The sequence below is a fragment of the Rhizobium sp. SRI_017 genome, assembly GCF_057586295.1.
The window spans coordinates 152,807-169,144 of the sequence record NZ_JBYCZP010000009.1 but is presented as its reverse complement, the minus strand read 5'-3'; the positions used below and the strand labels follow the sequence as shown (position 1 = coordinate 169,144).

Sequence of the window (16,338 nt, the reverse complement as noted above, 5' to 3'; positions counted from 1 at the left end):
AAAGAATGGAACGACGAGTGACGCCTTAATGGATGTCTGGTCTGTGGATGCGAAACGTCCATATGTCGATACAAGAAAAAGCCCCGGCGCGGTTTACCGCGCCGGGGTTACTTGTCTTACACTGATCCTAACAAATAGGCCGGCAGGCCGATCTATTAGAAGTCAGCGATAAGAAGCGTACCAAGAGCCGCTGTCGTCGCTGCGCTGACCTCAACGAGGCTGGAGACGCCAGTGACGTTGTCAAGATTAAGGAGGACATCGTTGGCACCATCTTGAGCGAAGACGTAAGTGTCACCACCAAACTCGAAGGCGAGGACGTCGCCGTCGGTCGCAGCAACCGCCTGAGCTTCAAGGATCCACTCACCCAGCGTGTCCACAGCCGAAGCACCGGCACCCGACAGGGTGAGGATACCGTTCGTGACAGTATATGTCGTACCAACCGATACGCCGGCAGCTGTACCATTTGCTTCCACCAGCACCGCGGCAGTCAAATCCAGATCAAGGATGTCTGCGCCAGCACCGCCGGCGCTGGAGGCGAAGAACTCCGCTGCCGTGTCAAGGTCGACAGCTGTGATCGCAGCCGTGGTGATACCGAAGTCGGACACGGTGTCCGCAGCAGCAGTCGACGAGTCGCCATCCGCCGTTAGGAACAGATCGCGTCCCGAGCCACCCGTAAGGGTGTCAGTGCCCGTGCCGCCAGCGATCGTGTCGTTGCCAACGCCGCCGCTGATAGTGTCCTTAGCAGCAGCACCCGTGAGCACGTCGTTACCCGCACCACCCGTGATGGTCACTGTAGCCGCAGCCGTGACGTTCGCAGAGACGAAGGTCACAGCGAGGTTTGCCGCCGTGTCATCAATGCCGTTACCAACAACGCCAGAAGCGTCGAACTTGGTAATGGCAGTATTGCCGGTGTTGGTGAGGGTCAAGCCGTTGTTACCCGTCACAATGACACTCGTCGCGCTGGTAGCAGCCAGCGTTGCAGTATCAACTGTTGCGGCAGTGCTTGTGCCCGTGCCTGCGTCGGTCAGTGCGATGTTGATCGTTTCGACACCAGCGACCGTAACCACACCATACTCGATGCCCGCTGCAGTGCTGTTGCTCAGAGCCACATTGAAGGTGTCTGCTGCGTTCAAGATAGCGTTCGTGACGTTGGCAACGTAGCCGCTTGTAGCAGACGACGCACTGTCCAAGGTCAGGGTACCGCCGCTCGCAAAGCCATCAAGCGTCAGAGCGAAGCCAGCGGTGATGCCACGAGCAACAACACTGTTCACCGCATTGATGCCAGCGAGATTGACCGTCACGTTAGCGCCAGCACCAGTGATGTCGGCCTTCTCGAAGTTCTTGAAGGTCGTGTTGAAAACAGCACTTGCGTCAGCAGCGTCCGCCTGGGCGGCCGTCAGCTTGATGGTGTCTGTGCCAGCACCAGCATCCACGGAACCGCCGACACCTGCAGCGCCACCATATGTCACGCTGTCGTTGCCGTCACCCATGGTGATCGTCTTGGTGAAGGAGTTCGACAGGATGATCGAGTCCGCACCTGCACCACCGGTGAAGGTCACGCCAGTTCCCAGAGCCGTGCCAAACGACGCGCCGCCTGTATTGGTGACCGTGATTGTCTCAACCGCAGCAGTGGTGTTCGCGGTGAACGCGATCGCAGCATCACCAGCGACGTTGATCGTCTTGGCACCGCTAGCAACCAAGCTCGCGATCGTCGACGCTGCCGTAGAGTTGGTTACGTTCAGCGTTGAGTAATCACTGTCGAACGTCAACGCGCCGGTCGTGGTGAGGCCATTCGTGTTCAGCGCAAGTGCACTGACTGTCGGAGTCGTCAGAGCGCCGGCAGTTACAGTGAGGTCAACACCGGTACCCGAGAGGTTCACAGTGCTCAACGCGCCAGAGTTGATAGTCGAACCGGCGCCAAAGCTGCCAAGAGTAGCCGTTGTGATCGTGCCAGCTGCCGTCAGCGAAGCAACATTCTTGTCATTGATCACGACAGTGCCGTTGACAATGTCACCAGTAGTTGCGCTCGTGACAGCGGCCGACTGATTAACAGTAACAGCAGTCGTCGTAGCCGAACCGGTTACGGTTACAGCAGACAGCGTTTCGCTGTCGGCCGCAGTGGCGGACACCACGTCGGACACCGTTACGCTAACCGTTGTCCCACCAGTGACAGCAATTGCACCCATCGCCGTATTGGCAGTGGTGGCGCCAGTCGCGTTGACAGTGACTGCACCAGCCGGTGCCGTGGTCCCGCCAACCGTGATCGTACCAGTGGTAACGCCGGTGGAGGTCACATCTACGGTGCTGCCGCCGTTGATCACAACGGCATTTGCTGCCTGAGCGGTGACAATGGAGGTTACTGCTTGGCCGGCGCCAGCAGTCAGCGTCTGCGCGTTAGCATTGGTGACCTTCAGCGAAGTCACATCTGCAAATGCTGAGGTATCGAGCGTGACCGCTAGACCGCCAATAACTTCGACATTTTCGATGCTAGTTAGGGTTGCTCCCACCGGAGTGCCGGTGATCGCCGATGCAGTAGTAATCTTAAGCGTGTCGTCACCGCTGCCGCCGTTCAATCCATCGCCGACGGTCCAAGTGGGACCCGTCGTATCGCTCGCGAGGAACGTGTCGTCGCCCGTGCCACCAGTGAACAAGGCTCCGGAGTCCGCGCCAGTGGTGAGAACAAACGTCTGGCCGGTGCTGCCGGTGATAATCTCGTCAAGTTTGTCGGTGCCGACCGTTCCATCGGCGAACTGGAACAACTCGGTATTCTTAACCTTGGTGGTCACTCCGCCCAGCGTGATGGAATAGTAGTCGCCATCCATTTCAACTGCGGCATCCGCGAGGTTACCCGCGAACTTCACGAGATCGTCTCCGGTGCCGCCATCGACGGTGTCGTTGCCGTTGCCGGTTGTGATGGTGTCGTCGCCCGAGCCACCCAGCATGGTGTCGTCGCCTTCGCCGCCGATGAGTTTGTCGTCACCGGCACCGCCGCGAAGGATGTCGTTGCCGTCGCCGCCGTTGAGCCTGTCATTGCCACCACCGCCGCTAAGGCTGTCGTCGCCGCCGTTGCCGAACACGATTTCTGGCTTGCCAGAGCCCGACCAGTCGTTATCTTTATCGTTCAGCTTGATTTTCTTGGCCATATTGTGAATCTCCACGTTGCCTCCCGACCCCCGTCACCTAGGGGCGGGCTGGTTTATACGCTCAACCGAAGAGGCATTCCCCCTTTGAGTCACGGACGGTTTTTGCAGGTCTCCCTTTATTCGTCAAGTCTTTATCTGTACCAGTTTAATTGGTCCGGACGAGATGCATTTCCGCATTGTGGTTTTTTTGCAATGGTTTGAGAGCGAGCCGACGGATGCCGGGTCATCTTCGTATGAGATTGTCGCCGCCGCGGCGGTTCTGAGCCGCAAAATGGGCTTCCGGCGGTTTCGGAAGGCATGTCAGGCGGCGTCAAGTGAGTCGTTCCGGACGAGGCGCAGCCAGCCTCCCACGACTCATTATGCGCCAACAGAACATCTCGTCGACATCAAGTCCCCTTGCGTCGATGGCACTTGCTGTTTCGACGAGGGATGGTAACGCGCTGATTACGCAACTTGAGGCGAATCAGTTGCGCTGGCCCAGATGGATTGCAGGCTTTCCGGATGCCCCGTGCGCGGAATTCGATTTGGTTTGTCGGGCGGGAACCATTCTCACTCGCCCCATCCGGGGACAAGAGAAAACGGCCCCACGTGGGGGCCGGGAGATCGTGCTGATTTTCTGGTCCAGACAACTTTGGATGGCGTGCCTGCTTGTCGTAACGTGGAGGCTTGATCCGGCCTCGTCCGGTGGGGCGGGGCATTCGCGCCGGATTGCCGCCCTTGCTATCAAGAATGCAGTCATCTGTCTTAATGAAGTGTAACCGGACTGTCCCTGAATCTTGCAGTTGAATTGCTGCATTCGCGGAGAGGTCGGTTAACCCTGTTTGACGAAAGGAATCCGCGCCCGGCACGCGTTGCCCGGCCCGGTATCCTCGACTTCTGCCCGGCGCGGCGCTAGACCATCGCGGGGGCGCCTGCTTCGGCGCTTCGCATTTGCCTCGGAGGCCAGGATGGAGAGAGCGGATTTCGTGGCGCGGTTCGGCGGCATCTTCGAGCATTCCGCCTGGATCGCCGAGCGGGCCTTCGATCGCGGCGCGGTGCCAGCGCCGCTCGATGCTGCGGCGCTGCATGAAGTGCTGGTGGCGCAGTTCCGGGCGGCCGAGGAGACAGAACGGCTCGGCGTGCTCAAGGCCCATCCCGATCTCGCCGGCCGGCTCGCCGTTGCCGGTGAACTCACCGACGACAGCCGCAGGGAGCAGGCGGGCGCCGGGCTCGACCGGCTGAGCGCTAGCGAATTTGCCCGCTTCACCGATCTCAACACCCGCTACCAGGCGCGCTTCGGCTTTCCCTTCATCATCGCGGTCAAGGGCCTGACCAAGGACGAGATCCTGCACGCCTTCGAAAACCGCATCCACCACGCGCGCCAGGAAGAGTTCGACGCGGCCTGCCACGAGGTCGAGAAGATCGCCCGGCTGAGGTTGGAGGCGATGGATTTTTCGGGCGGCTGAGCGGCGCCAGGGCTCTTTACTATATGGCATTCGCTATTGCCGTCGGCTCGCGCGCCCCTTTCCATTGAAAGGCGATGGTGTCGCCATGCCTGACATTCTGGATGAGATGCGGCCGGAAGGCCGCGAGGCAGCGGCCGCCGGCCCGTCGCGCCGAGGGATAGACTATGCCATTGCCGCCCTCCGCCAGGATCTTTCTGGCGAGCCTCTGGCCGGCCGGATAGGCGGTGGCGATGTCGGGCGAGAGCGCCGGCTCGTCCTTCATCCCGCCGAGGTCATGGAACGGGCCGATAATGCCTGACAGCAGCTCGCGATAGGCGGTGACATTGTCGTAGATGCCGACATGGTCGAGCTCGCGGGTGAGGTGGAACACCACCTCGGCCTGCGCCGTCAGCGTGGCGCCGTCGCCGATTCCCGCATACCAGGCGCCGCGCGTGCCGTCGTTGAAGCGGTTGCCCTCCGGCTTCACATAGCAGAAGGCGGCATTGACATAGCTGTAGCCGAAGCCGGCGGCCGGGGTCAGCAGTTCCGCAGGATCGACGCCGGAGGGCATGCGCGCCGGGGCGAGGCGGGCCGAGCTCATGCCTTCGAGGCGCTCGAGGATGCTGAGCTCGTCTTCGGTGTCGCAGAGCGGCGCGAGCGCGGGCTCGTCAATATAGGCGGTCGAGATCAGCCGCACGGTCGCGGGATCGGCAATGTCAGTGATCACAGGCTGGATCACTGGCCACCCCGGAGCGCGTCGACATGGTCGCGCACCCGCATCATCGCCGGTATGCCGCCCTCGATCATGAAGGCGACCGGGCTCCGGCCCTGGTAGAGCGGCCCGGCATTCACGGCCTTCGGCCAGCCATGTTCGAGCGGGCCGTTGAACAGCAGTCTGAGGCCTTTGAAGATGCCGACGATCAGGCTCGCGCGCATCAGCTTGTCGCGGTCGAGCGTGCCGCGGAACTGGCCTGCCTTCATCCGGTTCCAGGTCGCGAGCGGCACGTCGAACAGCGCGGCCGCATCGGCATTGCGCAGCTCCCAGAAGTCGGCCGCGCGGGTCACCGCCTTGACGATGGCAGGCGTTTCCGCGGCGGGGGAAGGTTGAACTGCCGGTCTTATGCTCATGGTGCAAGTCCGTGATACGACTATTCGTATCATATGAGATTTTCTGTGTGCAATGTCAAGGCTGACAGGTCAGGCAAAACCCGCTAGGCAGGGGTGATCCCGCATGCAAGGCATCTTCCATGGCATCCAAGACCCTCACCATCCAGCCCCTCACCAAGGCCGCCTTCGCTCCCTTCGGCGATGTCGTCGAAGCCGACCCGGCGACGATGCGCCTTATCAATGGCGGCACCACCGAGCGCTATCACGCGCTCGTCCATCCCGAGGCGCGGGGCGAGGGGGCCGAACTGATCATCAGCCTGTTCCGCGGCCAGCCGCGCCAGATGCCCTATCGCGTCGACATGATGGAGCGGCATCCCCTCGGCAGCCAGAGTTTTCATCCGCTTCAGGACCGTCCCTGGCTGGTCATTGTCGCCGACGATGAAGGGGGGCGTCCGGGTGTGCCGCACGTCTTCATGGCAACGGGCAGGCAGGGGATCAATTACCGCGCGAACATCTGGCACCATCCCCTTATGGCGCTTGGAAAAATCAGTGACTTTCTCGTTGTGGATCGTAGCGGTCCGGGCAACAATCTGGAAGAATACTTTTACCAAGAGCCCTTTATCGTTGCGGAGATTTCCTTGTGAGCGGCCTGACCACCCATGTTCTCGACACGGCACTCGGCCAGCCGGCCAGCCGCATCATGATTGATGTCTTCCGCATCAATGACGAAGTGCGCGAATATCTCCGGACCGTTCATACCAATGCCGATGGCCGGGTCGATGGCGGGCCGATCCTCGATGCCGAGACGCTGCGCAAGGGCCTCTATGAACTCGTCTTCCATGTCGGCCCCTATTTCCGCTTCCACGGCCACAAGCTCTCCGACCCGCCTTTCCTGGATATCGTGCCGATCCGCTTCGGGGTGGCCGATACACAGGCGCATTATCATGTGCCGCTGTTGATCTCGCCTTTCGGTTACTCGACCTATCGCGGCAGCTGATGCGGTTTGCCGCCATCGCCGACATTCATGGCAATGCGCTCGCGCTTGAAGCGGTTCTCTCGGATATCCGGGCGCAGGGCATAACCGATATCGTCAATCTCGGCGATCACCTGAGCGGCCCGCTCGAGGCCGGCCGCACGGCCGACATGCTCATGGCCATCGACCTGCCCTCGGTGCTGGGCAATCACGATCGGTATCTCATCGAACTCGAAGCCGGCGCGATGCATGAATGGGAGGCCGATGCCTTCGCCCAACTCACGTCCGACCATCTCGCCTGGCTCCGCAGCCTGCCGCCGACGCGGGTCTGGCGCGACGACATCTTCCTTTGCCATGCGACGCCCAGTGACGACAACCGCTACTGGATGGAAGGCGTGTCGCCGGGTGGCCATGTCCATCTGAAGCCGCGCGCTGAGATCGAGGCTCTGGCCCAAGGCATCGACCAGTCACTCATATTGTGCGGCCATTCGCACCTGCCGCGTGCGGTAGCGCTCTCCGACGGCAGGTTGATCGTCAATCCCGGCAGCGTCGGCTGCCCGGCCTATGACGATGTCACGCCCTTCTACCACCGCGTCGAAGCCGGCACGCCCTTTGCCGCCTATGCCGTCCTTGAGAAGCGCGGCGACAGCTGGCTGCCGGCCTTCCGCCAGGTCGCCTACGACCACAAGTCAATGTCGCAGCTTGCGGCATCGAATGGCCGGCGCGACTGGGCGCAGGCGCTCGCGACCGGCTGGCTCTGACAATCTGAAGTCCCGTCGAAACAACTGAAACAATTCGCCACGCGCCGCGGAATGTTTCTGAAACGAGCAGGGTGGATTGTCTCCCTCATGGATCGACGGCCGCACTACCACGCGGTCCGGTGTTCCCAGGCTTTCGAGTCTTCGGACAGATCCATACCCTTCGCACCGGTCCCCCTCGTTCCATGGACCGGCACATGGCCCGGTGGGAGAGCCTCCCCGCCGGGCCTCTTTTTCCCAAGTGTCTGAAACAATTGAAACAAGAATCTCGCGAAGTCGGCCGCGCCCTGAAGCGTTCAGATCCGAGAGTGACGGCATCAACAGAACACGAGGCTCAGACCCATGGCGACCTACAACATCGGAAACCGCACCACGACCTTCTATCCCGGCCTGGAAAATTCCACCTATCTGCTCGGGAAGGGCAAGCTCGTCAACGTGGACACATCAGGCATCTACCAGACCTCGGGGCTGGCGGATGTGATCCTCGATATCCGCGGCACCATCAAGAGCATTGAGTCGGGCATAACCTTCGGCGACTCCATGAGCTATGCCGAGAACCTGGTCGTAAAGATCGCCAGCACCGGCAGGATCGACTCCGAAACGCGGGCGATCGATATCGCCGCCTCCGGCCATCGCATCGAGAATGCCGGCAAGATCTTCGGCGCCGACGGCATCCGTTCGGTCGGCGCCGATGGCGTCATTGAAAATACCGGCGAAATCAGCGCGAGCGCCGCCGGCATGGTCGTCACCGGACCGCAGCGCATCATCAATTCCGGAAGCGTCTCCGGAGGGCAATACGGCATTGCCCTCAACGCGACGGAAAGCGGCGCCGGCACTGTCAGGAACTCCGGTATCATCGACGGCAACACCGCAGCGATCAGAGGCAGCGCGGGCGAGGATCGTATCGTCAATAGCGGCACGCTGAAGGGCGATGTCGTGCTCGGCGGCGAAGATGATACATTCGTCTTCAACGCCGGCAAGATTGTGGGCGAGATCGAGGGCAATACGGGAGACGACCGCTACGTCATCCACGCGAAGGGTGCCACGCTGGTGGAGAACTTCGCCCAGGGATTCGATTTCGTGAAGTCCAGCGTGTCTTTCATTCTCTCCGACAATATCGAACAGCTCAATCTGATCGGCAAGGCCGACATCGACGGCACCGGCAATGATCAAATGAACCACCTGCAGGGCAATGCCGGTAAGAACGTGCTGCGCGGCGAGGGCAGCTCCGATTTCCTCATCGGCTTCGCCGGCCAGGACCGGCTCTTTGGCGGCATGGGCACAGATACCTTCAATTTCCAGAAGGGCTCGGGCAAAGACACTGTCATGGATTTCGAGGTTGGCATCGACGAGATCCAGATCGGCGGCCTCAAGGGTGCGACAGACTTCACCGACATGGTCGCCAATCACATCGACGAGAAGGGCGCGGACCTCTGGATCACTTACGGCGCTGATATCGTCATCCTGAAGGACACCGCATCCGGCGAACTCCTGGCGGGCGACTTCGTTTTTTGATCATGGCCAAATCCATGCGACCGCCAAATGTCCCTTCGGGGCGGTCCTTAACCCCGGCGGGAGCGTCTCCCGCCGGGGTCTTTTTTTGAAACAAATGAAACAATTATCTTGCCGACTTAGCCGATGAGAGAAACAGTCTGAACATATTCCTGGCTCCAACCAGAATTCGGAGGCTAGGAACATGGCGATCGTGAAGATCAAGAGCGGAACAGAGACTTTCTCGGCGGCGAAGGCCGGGACCAGCTATCAGATGGCGGCAGGCGAGACGATCTCGACCGGCAATTTCGGCATCGAGGCGGCCGGCGTGGCGAAAGGTCGGGAGATCGAAATCGATGGCGACGTCAGCGCGACGCTCGCGGCGATGAGGCTCGGCGCGAATGGCGGAAGCGCTGCCGCCGTCGATCTTACGATCAGCAAGGAGGGCCGCTTGTCCTCCACCAATACCGGCCTGTTGGCCTATACAGGCGACCATCTCATCCGCAATGCCGGCGAGATCTCCGGTGGCACATCGGGCATTCTCGTCTACGGCCAGCAGACCATCGTCAACAGCGGCGTCATCTCAGGCAGCATCGGCGTCGATTGCGTCGGCGTCGATGGCCGTGGCGTCATCCTGCGCAATGCCGGCACGATCGAAGGCACTTCGACAGCCTTTCGGGGCGGGGAGTTCGGCGATCGGATTGTCAATTCAGGACATCTGCTCGGCGACGTCCTGCTCGGGGCCGGCGATGACAGCTTCGCGATGACGGCCGCTGGCGATATCGTGGGAAAGGTGCGCGGCGGCTTCGGCAACGACAGCTATACCCTTGGCCGCACCGGCGTGCAGGTCATGGAAGAGAACGGCCAGGGCTGGGATACAGTGCGATCTTCGGTGGACCACGGCCTCGCCAGCAATATCGAGGTCCTTCGCCTCATCGGCAAGGGCGACCTGACCGGTTCAGGCAACGGGGACGACAACCAGCTCTTCGGAAATGTTGGCGACAATGTTCTCTATGGCGGCTTTGGCGAAGACGTGATCAGCGGCGGACGGGGCGATGACATCCTGTCGGGCGCCTTCGATGCCGACGCGTTCCACTTTACAAGGGGTACCGGGACCGACACCGTCTTCGACTTCGAAGCCGGAATCGACGAAATCCATATTCATGGCCTTCGCGGCGCGGTCGACTTTGCCGACATGATGGCCCGGCACGTCACCGAGGTCGATGGCGACATCTGGATCACCTATGGCACGGACGTCATCGTGCTGTCCGACACTTCAAGGGCCGAACTCCAGGGCGGCGACTTCGTCTTCATCTGAGGCGAGATCGATTTGTCGCTGCGCCCTGTGTGGAGATCGGGCGCGGTATGGACCCCGGCGGCTGGCGTTCCCCGCCGGGGTTTCGTTTTCTGAAACAAATGAAACAGAAGCACCCAGAACACGGAATTTCGCTGAAACAGCAGCCACTTAGACAGGTCTCATCATAGTTCGACAGACATGAGGCTCAAGACAAATGAAGACCGTCAATATCGGCAACCGCCTGGAAATCTACATCGCCGAAAAATCCAACACGACCTACGTGCTCGAGCAGGGCGACACCGTCAACGCCGGCACTTCGAGCCGCGCGCTCTACACGAACGACGACCTGCGCGACGTAGCCTATGAGATCGCGGGCACGGTCAAGGGGCAGACCGGCCTCCGTATCTACACGACTGATGCCTCGCAAGCCACGACGGTCGACGTCGGCAGGACGGGCAAGATCATTGCCACCCAGGACGGCATCGATTCCCATGGCGACGGCCATGTCTTCACCAATGACGGCCGCATTGCCGGGCTCGGCGGCGACGGCATAAGCACCTTCGGGTCCGGCACGATCATCAACAGGGGCGAGATCAGCGGAAAATATGCCGGTGTCTATCTCAGCACCTCCATCGATGACGTCGGCCTGATCCGCAACAGCGGCACGATTTCCGGCGAGAGCTTTGCCATCCGCAGCACCGCCGGCGTCGACAAGATCATCAACAGCGGCACCATCGAGGGCGACGTGCTGCTCGGCTCGGGCGACGACACATTCGTCCTTCTCTCGGGCAGCGTTTCCGGCGAGGTCGAAGGCAGTGCGGGAAACGACACTTACATTCTGCGGAAACCGGGCGTCGACATCTTCGAGAACAATGGCCCCAATGAAGGGCACGACCTCGTCAAGGCCGCTTTCAGCATGTCGCTCTCCGTCAATGTCGAGGACCTGACCCTGATCGGCAAGGGCGATTTCACCGGCATGGGTAACGACGCCGCCAACACGCTGATCGGCAATGCCGGCCGCAACACATTGATCGGAGGTGAAGGCAACGACGTCCTCAAGGGCGGCCGTGGCGACGACGTGCTGATCGGCGGCAACGGTGCGGACGAGTTCCACTTTGCGCGCGGCACCGGCATGGATGCGTCTCGGATTATGCCTGGGCCACGGACAGGCTCCATCTCGACGGCCTCAAGGGCGCGAGCGACTTTGCCGACCTTGTCGCCAACCACGTCGCCCAGCAGGGCAACGACCTCTGGATCACCTATGGCGACGACGTGATCGTTCTCGCCAATTCCGACGTGAGCGACCTCAACGCCAACTATATCCTGTTCGGCTGATCGGGGGTTCCGGCCCCTATCGGCGGCGGGCCGCGGGTCAAAGCCCGCGACCCGCGGGCTTCGCCGTGCCGAAACGCTTGTTTCTGTGGGTGCCCTGTTCCGCCGGTAACATGAAGAAAACGTACCGGAATAAACCGCGGCGCCCCCACGTCAAAACCACGAAACCGACGATGAAGCATACAGTTTTTCGTCCTTCCAGTCGGTGCTGCGAGCGCGCAACTCCCGGTGCGCAAACAGCAATTCACATCCGGCGGCGGCGTTTCGTATTGCGCGCCGGACGCCCCGGCAGGGCGGACCATTCTGCCGGGGCGACCTCTCTCGCGAGGCCTGAACTGCCACACCTTGTGTCACGCCGGCGACATCTGTGAGAGCCCCACCGCCTCATAGGAATAACCATCGCAGACGGTTCGTATCGAAGCCAGAAGTCAGCGAATGCACGTTACGGGCGGCCAACGGCAACGCGCCGGCCCGGAAAAGGAGAGTCCGTATATGCCTACCCAGAACACCAATCGCAACACGACATGGATGATCGACGCCTCCAACCAGACCTGGACGCTTACCAAGGACGCCAAGATCACCGTCAACAACGGTCACGGCATCTATGAAGGCGGCCAGGACGGCAGCACGATCAAGGTGCTCGGCGATATCGAAGTCAAGGGCATGGCCTATGGCGTCTATCTCAACGGCTCGAATTCCGAGCTCTATGTCGGCGCGAACTCCCACATCGACGCGGCCAAGGGCGTGAGCGGCATCTTCTCCGCCGCGGCCGGTGCGCATATCGTCAATCGCGGGCTGGTCGAAGGCGACGACTATGGCGTGCAGGGCGCGATCTGGAGCGATGTCGAAAACTACGGCACGATCCGGGGCTTCTTCGGCATCGAGCATGACGGTTCAGGCTCGCAGATCTACAATTACGGCGAAATCGACGGTGGGGATTACGGCATCTCCTTCGACGCGTCGGGGACGCTCATCGAGAACGCCAAGGGCGCGGAAATCTCAGGCGATCTCAACGCGATCCTGCTCAATAGCAACGGCACCGCCAACATCGTCAATCACGGTATCCTGCGCAGCGACGGCGCGGCGATCGAAAGTGCCATGGCTGAGCTGATCATCAAGAACACCGGCAAGATCGTCGGCGACATCCTTCTGGGCGAAGGCGAGGACATCCTCGACACTCGCAAGGGAACGGTCAACGGCAGGGTCGAAGGCGGCGACGGCGATGACGACTTCTATGTCGGTGCGGCCAAGATCAAGATCATCGAGCAGTCCGGCGCCGGTACCGGCTTCGACGAGGTCTTCGCGACCGCGTCGCACAAGCTCGCGGCCAATGTCGAGGTGCTGCATCTGCTCGGCAACAAGAACATCAACGCTACCGGCAATGGCGCCGGCAACTTCCTCTACGGCAATGAAGGCAACAACGTGCTGAAGGGTGGTGGCGGCACCGACTACCTGCGCGGCTTCGGCGGCGACGACACGCTGGAAGGCGGCAACGGCCAGGACTATTTCGTCTTCAACCGCGCCGGCGTCGACAGGATCACCGATTTCGCGGACATGACCGATCTCGTGTCGATCGCCGGCGTTACGACCCAGGCTGACTTCGATGCCCTCAACATCACCCAGAACAGCGGCGACACGGTGATCAACTTCGGTGGTGGCGACAAGATCATCATCGAGGGCCTGCTCAAATCCGACTTCGACTTCAACGACATCGCGGTGATCTGACCGCCGACGGCCCGGTTGCCCCGCAACCGGGCCGTTGCGGTCTGGAACAGGATATTTCGCGCACCCGCGAACCGGGCTGGTGAAACAAAATTCACCTTGTTTCGACACCGGCGTGAAACAAATCGGTGCGATCTTCGTTACATCAGCAGCAAGTTGATGAGCGAAGCCGAATAAAGCGGGCATCGTGAGCGTCAACAGGGAAAGTAGAGCGCCGGCCAGAGGCCCAGGGCGCTCGATAAAGAGAGGATGAGACAATGACATTTGCGCTCGGCCTGTTCGCCACCCTGATCTCCGCCATGTTCGTGGCGACCTTTACATCATCGATCGTTGCCGCGACCCGCGAGGCCCGCGAAGCCGAAGAAGAACGCCGTTTATCGATTTTCTGAAGACCTCCAGTCTTCTGACCCCCAGTCCGGGAATGGCTCTCCCCTGCGCCATTCCCGGATTTTTTTATTTGGATGTTGCATTCGGATGTCGGTGTTGCCCGCGTTTATTCTTCAAGGCGTCGGCAACACCAAGATGAAGCAATGGCATCCAAGATCGTTATCGCCGAAATACTTGCTGTTTCCGCCTCCGGCGGATTGACTTTTGCCGACCCGTTCCGTATTGCAAGCCGATGATGAACGCACCGATCAACACCGGGATCTATTACGCGCTGCTCACATAGCGGCGGGTTCATCATTTTGTTCAACCGCTGCCTGGCCAGCGGTTGAAGCGACGGACGTCTCTGGCCGAGTGGCCTTCGAGAGGACGTCATGTCTAGCAATCCAGATCAAGCCGCGCATTCGCCTGTCGGCATCATCGGCTTTGGCGCCTTCGGCCAATTGATGGCCCGGCAGCTGTGCCGGCATTTCCGCATCCTGGCCTTCGATGTCGAGGCGGACACGGCGCGGGCGAACGCACTCGGCGTGTCGGTCGTGCCGTTCGAAACCGTTGCGTCGTGCCCCGTCGTTATTCTCGCCGTCCCGGTCGGCCAGATGCACGATGTGGTAGGCCGCCTCGCGCCGCTCCTGAAGCCGGGAGCGATCGTCGCGGATGTCGGCAGCGTCAAGATCGAGCCGGCCCGCATCATGCGGGAGCTGCTTCCGGCCGATGTCGAGATTGTCGCGACCCATCCGCTGTTCGGGCCGCAAAGCGCGCGCGACGGCATCCATGGCCATCGGATCGCGATATGCCCGATCCGGGGCCGCCGCTTCCGGGTTGCCGCCGTCTGCCGCAAGCTCGGCCTCGATGTCATCATGACGACACCCGAGGAGCACGACCGGGACATCGCGCAGGTCCAGGGGATCACGCACCTGGTGGCGAGCGTGCTGGTGAGGATGGATCTCAAGCCGACGCGCATGACCACGCAGAGTTTCGAGCGCCTGATGTCCGCCATCGACATGGTCCGCCACGACGCGCCGGAAGTGTTCCAGGCGATCCTGCGCGGCAATCCCTATGCCGGGGATATCCTGACGCGGTTCAAGTCCATCGCTTCGGCGCTGGATCAGCCGAGTTGAGCCCGGGCAGGTGTTTGGCGGTAAGCGGCGCAGACGGTTCCGGTCGCCGATTTCGGGAACGCCGCGGAAAGATGCTGGAAGACTTACCGCCGCGTTCCCACTGCTCTCCGCCGACCAAAGACCGGGCGATCCACAACGGCCTGCCGCTCGGACTCGTCATTGGCGTTGGCGACTTCCGCCATCGGCGTACGGCCTTCGGCCTCGTCGTCGGCGCGGAGCCAGGCGAGCATGCGTTCGTCGCAACGCTCCGGATCGAGGCCCTCCCACAAGACCTGCGAACGGCTCTTGCCGTCGATTGCCTCGCCGAGATGCGGATAGAGCTGGGCGAGCATGAACTGGCCGTCGGCCGGTTCGGCGCCGAGCGCCATCAGCGCCGTGCCGAGCTGCTGGCCTGAAATGTCGAGCATGATGCGCTCGGAGAGCCAGCGGCTCGATCCCAGCGCATCGGCCAGCGCATGCGAGAAATTGCGGGCCTCGCGGAGCCGGGCGAAGCGGACGAGCAGGTTGATGCTCATGTCATCGAGATTGTCAGGCGTCTCGGCAGCGCGCGCGATCGTGTCGCGCTGGACCAGCGACTTGAGCTGCTGGCGGACCTGCTCCTCGCGGGTCATCACGAAACCCTGTTCGCCGAAGAGCGCGGCTTCCGCATCGCGCGGCACGATCGCGTCTTCACTGAGGTGTTTTTCGAGTGCGGTATGCATCGACACCAGGGCGTCGACCACCTTGACCGAAAGATTGTCGCGGGCCGCAACGGCGCGGGCATAGGCCGGCCCCTGGGTCCGGGCGAGCTCGATCAGCATCGTGTCTGACAGGGCAGGGCTGGTCGTCACGAAGATCGCGGCCATGGCGATCGGCTGGGTGGCGATGAACCAGGCAATCTGGTCGGGCAACGTCTGGCAGCGGGACAGTGCGGCGATGGCATTGCGGCGGGCTTCCATGCCGGACGCCTTGAAGATCGGTTCGAAAAGTTCGGAAAACTGCTTGAGCTCATGGCGCCCCGGCTGGGACATGCTTTCGAAGGTCGACACGGTAGCCATCAGCACTACATCTTTCATCCGCATCAGCGGCACTTCCAGTTCTCTAAATCGGTCAGACACGCGAAAGCTACCCGGGATACGCAGGACAAGGACAGTTTTCAAAAATTATAGGCAAACTGTTTAAGGAGTGTTAACTATGCCATGATTTGATCACGGACCATAAGGTGTCGTTAACAGTTGACGCTCCACCTTGTACCCTGCGTAACAGACTGGCCGTTCGAGCTGGATTATATCTTTCCCGACGGCTGAAGAAAGGAGAAAGGCGCGATTGTTCCTGGCCTCCTAGGCTAGGGAAGGCGTCTGCCGGATAACCGGCAGGATGAGATCGATCCCAGTTCATCCGTCTCATATCCTTCAATGGAGACGAGAATGGCAGAAGTGATACGATTGCAGGAAAGGCTCGACAAGCTGCCCAGGCGGCCCATCGAACCATGCGAGGCTCAAATACTGCTCTTCACGGGCATCCGCTATGAGCGGCTGACCGACAAGCGCCATACACCGGAAACCCGGTCGAACGGCACGAAGCGCAAGAAGCACTGAGCGCAGCAAATC

15 protein-coding genes are annotated in these 16,338 nt (G+C 61.1%); 11 read left to right on the top strand and 4 right to left on the bottom strand.

Features of this window, described 5'->3' with window-relative positions:
• Window positions 1-155: 155 nt before the first annotated feature.
• Window positions 156-3,143, bottom strand: a complete 2,988-nt coding sequence (locus AC2YI2_RS20480) for a beta strand repeat-containing protein (RefSeq protein WP_487388339.1) — start codon at window positions 3,141-3,143, stop codon at window positions 156-158.
• 947 nt (window positions 3,144-4,090) lie between these two features.
• Here AC2YI2_RS20480 and uraD point away from each other — a divergent pair.
• Window positions 4,091-4,588, top strand: a complete 498-nt coding sequence (gene uraD / locus AC2YI2_RS20475) for a 2-oxo-4-hydroxy-4-carboxy-5-ureidoimidazoline decarboxylase (RefSeq protein ID WP_487388338.1) — start codon at window positions 4,091-4,093, stop codon at window positions 4,586-4,588.
• 19 nt (window positions 4,589-4,607) lie between these two features.
• Here uraD and AC2YI2_RS20470 read toward each other — a convergent pair whose 3' ends face one another.
• Together AC2YI2_RS20470 and AC2YI2_RS20465 are read right to left on the bottom strand one after the other, a co-directional pair.
• The gene (locus AC2YI2_RS20470; protein WP_487388337.1) at window positions 4,608-5,306 is read right to left on the bottom strand and encodes an RES family NAD+ phosphorylase; all 699 of its coding nucleotides are present in this window, start codon (window positions 5,304-5,306) and stop codon (window positions 4,608-4,610) included.
• On the bottom strand, window positions 5,303-5,695 hold the full coding sequence (locus AC2YI2_RS20465; protein ID WP_487388336.1) for an antitoxin Xre-like helix-turn-helix domain-containing protein: 393 nt from the start codon (window positions 5,693-5,695) through the stop codon (window positions 5,303-5,305). Before AC2YI2_RS20465 ends, AC2YI2_RS20470 begins: the two co-directional genes overlap by 4 nt.
• A gap of 119 nt (window positions 5,696-5,814) precedes the next feature.
• Here AC2YI2_RS20465 and AC2YI2_RS20460 point away from each other — a divergent pair, with 119 nt between their 5' ends.
• The 9 genes from AC2YI2_RS20460 (at window position 5,815) to AC2YI2_RS20420 (ending at window position 14,749) form a co-directional block, all read left to right on the top strand.
• Window positions 5,815-6,318: an ureidoglycolate lyase gene (locus AC2YI2_RS20460; protein ID WP_487388335.1), complete on the top strand. Its 504-nt coding sequence runs from the start codon at window positions 5,815-5,817 to the stop codon at window positions 6,316-6,318.
• Complete coding sequence (gene uraH, locus AC2YI2_RS20455; RefSeq protein ID WP_487388334.1) at window positions 6,315-6,671, top strand: hydroxyisourate hydrolase; 357 nt, start codon at window positions 6,315-6,317, stop codon at window positions 6,669-6,671. Before AC2YI2_RS20460 ends, uraH begins: the two co-directional genes overlap by 4 nt.
• Window positions 6,671-7,408 carry a metallophosphoesterase family protein gene (locus tag AC2YI2_RS20450; protein WP_487388333.1) on the top strand — a complete coding sequence of 246 codons (738 nt, stop codon included), beginning with the start codon at window positions 6,671-6,673 and terminating at the stop codon, window positions 7,406-7,408. The genes uraH and AC2YI2_RS20450 overlap by 1 nt, the downstream gene beginning before the upstream one ends.
• 339 nt (window positions 7,409-7,747) lie before the next feature.
• On the top strand, window positions 7,748-8,920 hold the full coding sequence (locus tag AC2YI2_RS20445) for a calcium-binding protein (protein ID WP_487388332.1): 1,173 nt from the start codon (window positions 7,748-7,750) through the stop codon (window positions 8,918-8,920).
• A gap of 181 nt (window positions 8,921-9,101) precedes the next feature.
• A complete protein-coding gene (locus AC2YI2_RS20440) occupies window positions 9,102-10,214 on the top strand; it encodes a calcium-binding protein (RefSeq protein WP_487388331.1) in 1,113 nt (370 codons plus the stop codon).
• A 193-nt stretch (window positions 10,215-10,407) separates the two neighbouring features.
• Complete coding sequence (locus tag AC2YI2_RS20435) at window positions 10,408-11,469, top strand: calcium-binding protein (RefSeq protein WP_487388330.1); 1,062 nt, start codon at window positions 10,408-10,410, stop codon at window positions 11,467-11,469.
• 548 nt (window positions 11,470-12,017) lie between these two features.
• A complete protein-coding gene (locus tag AC2YI2_RS20430) occupies window positions 12,018-13,250 on the top strand; it encodes a calcium-binding protein (RefSeq protein WP_487388329.1) in 1,233 nt (410 codons plus the stop codon).
• 254 nt (window positions 13,251-13,504) lie between these two features.
• Window positions 13,505-13,636, top strand: a complete 132-nt coding sequence (locus AC2YI2_RS20425) for a hypothetical protein (RefSeq protein ID WP_487388328.1) — start codon at window positions 13,505-13,507, stop codon at window positions 13,634-13,636.
• Window positions 13,637-14,005: 369 nt separating this feature from the next.
• A complete protein-coding gene (locus AC2YI2_RS20420) occupies window positions 14,006-14,749 on the top strand; it encodes a prephenate dehydrogenase/arogenate dehydrogenase family protein (RefSeq protein WP_487388327.1) in 744 nt (247 codons plus the stop codon).
• 83 nt (window positions 14,750-14,832) lie between these two features.
• On the opposite strand, the gene AC2YI2_RS20415 is transcribed toward AC2YI2_RS20420, so the two are convergent.
• Complete coding sequence (locus tag AC2YI2_RS20415) at window positions 14,833-15,810, bottom strand: DUF2336 domain-containing protein (RefSeq protein WP_487388326.1); 978 nt, start codon at window positions 15,808-15,810, stop codon at window positions 14,833-14,835.
• A 345-nt stretch (window positions 15,811-16,155) separates the two neighbouring features.
• Between AC2YI2_RS20415 and AC2YI2_RS20410 the strand changes: the two genes are divergently transcribed.
• Window positions 16,156-16,326 carry a hypothetical protein gene (locus tag AC2YI2_RS20410; protein WP_487388325.1) on the top strand — a complete coding sequence of 57 codons (171 nt, stop codon included), beginning with the start codon at window positions 16,156-16,158 and terminating at the stop codon, window positions 16,324-16,326.
• The last annotated feature ends 12 nt before the right edge of the window (window positions 16,327-16,338 follow it).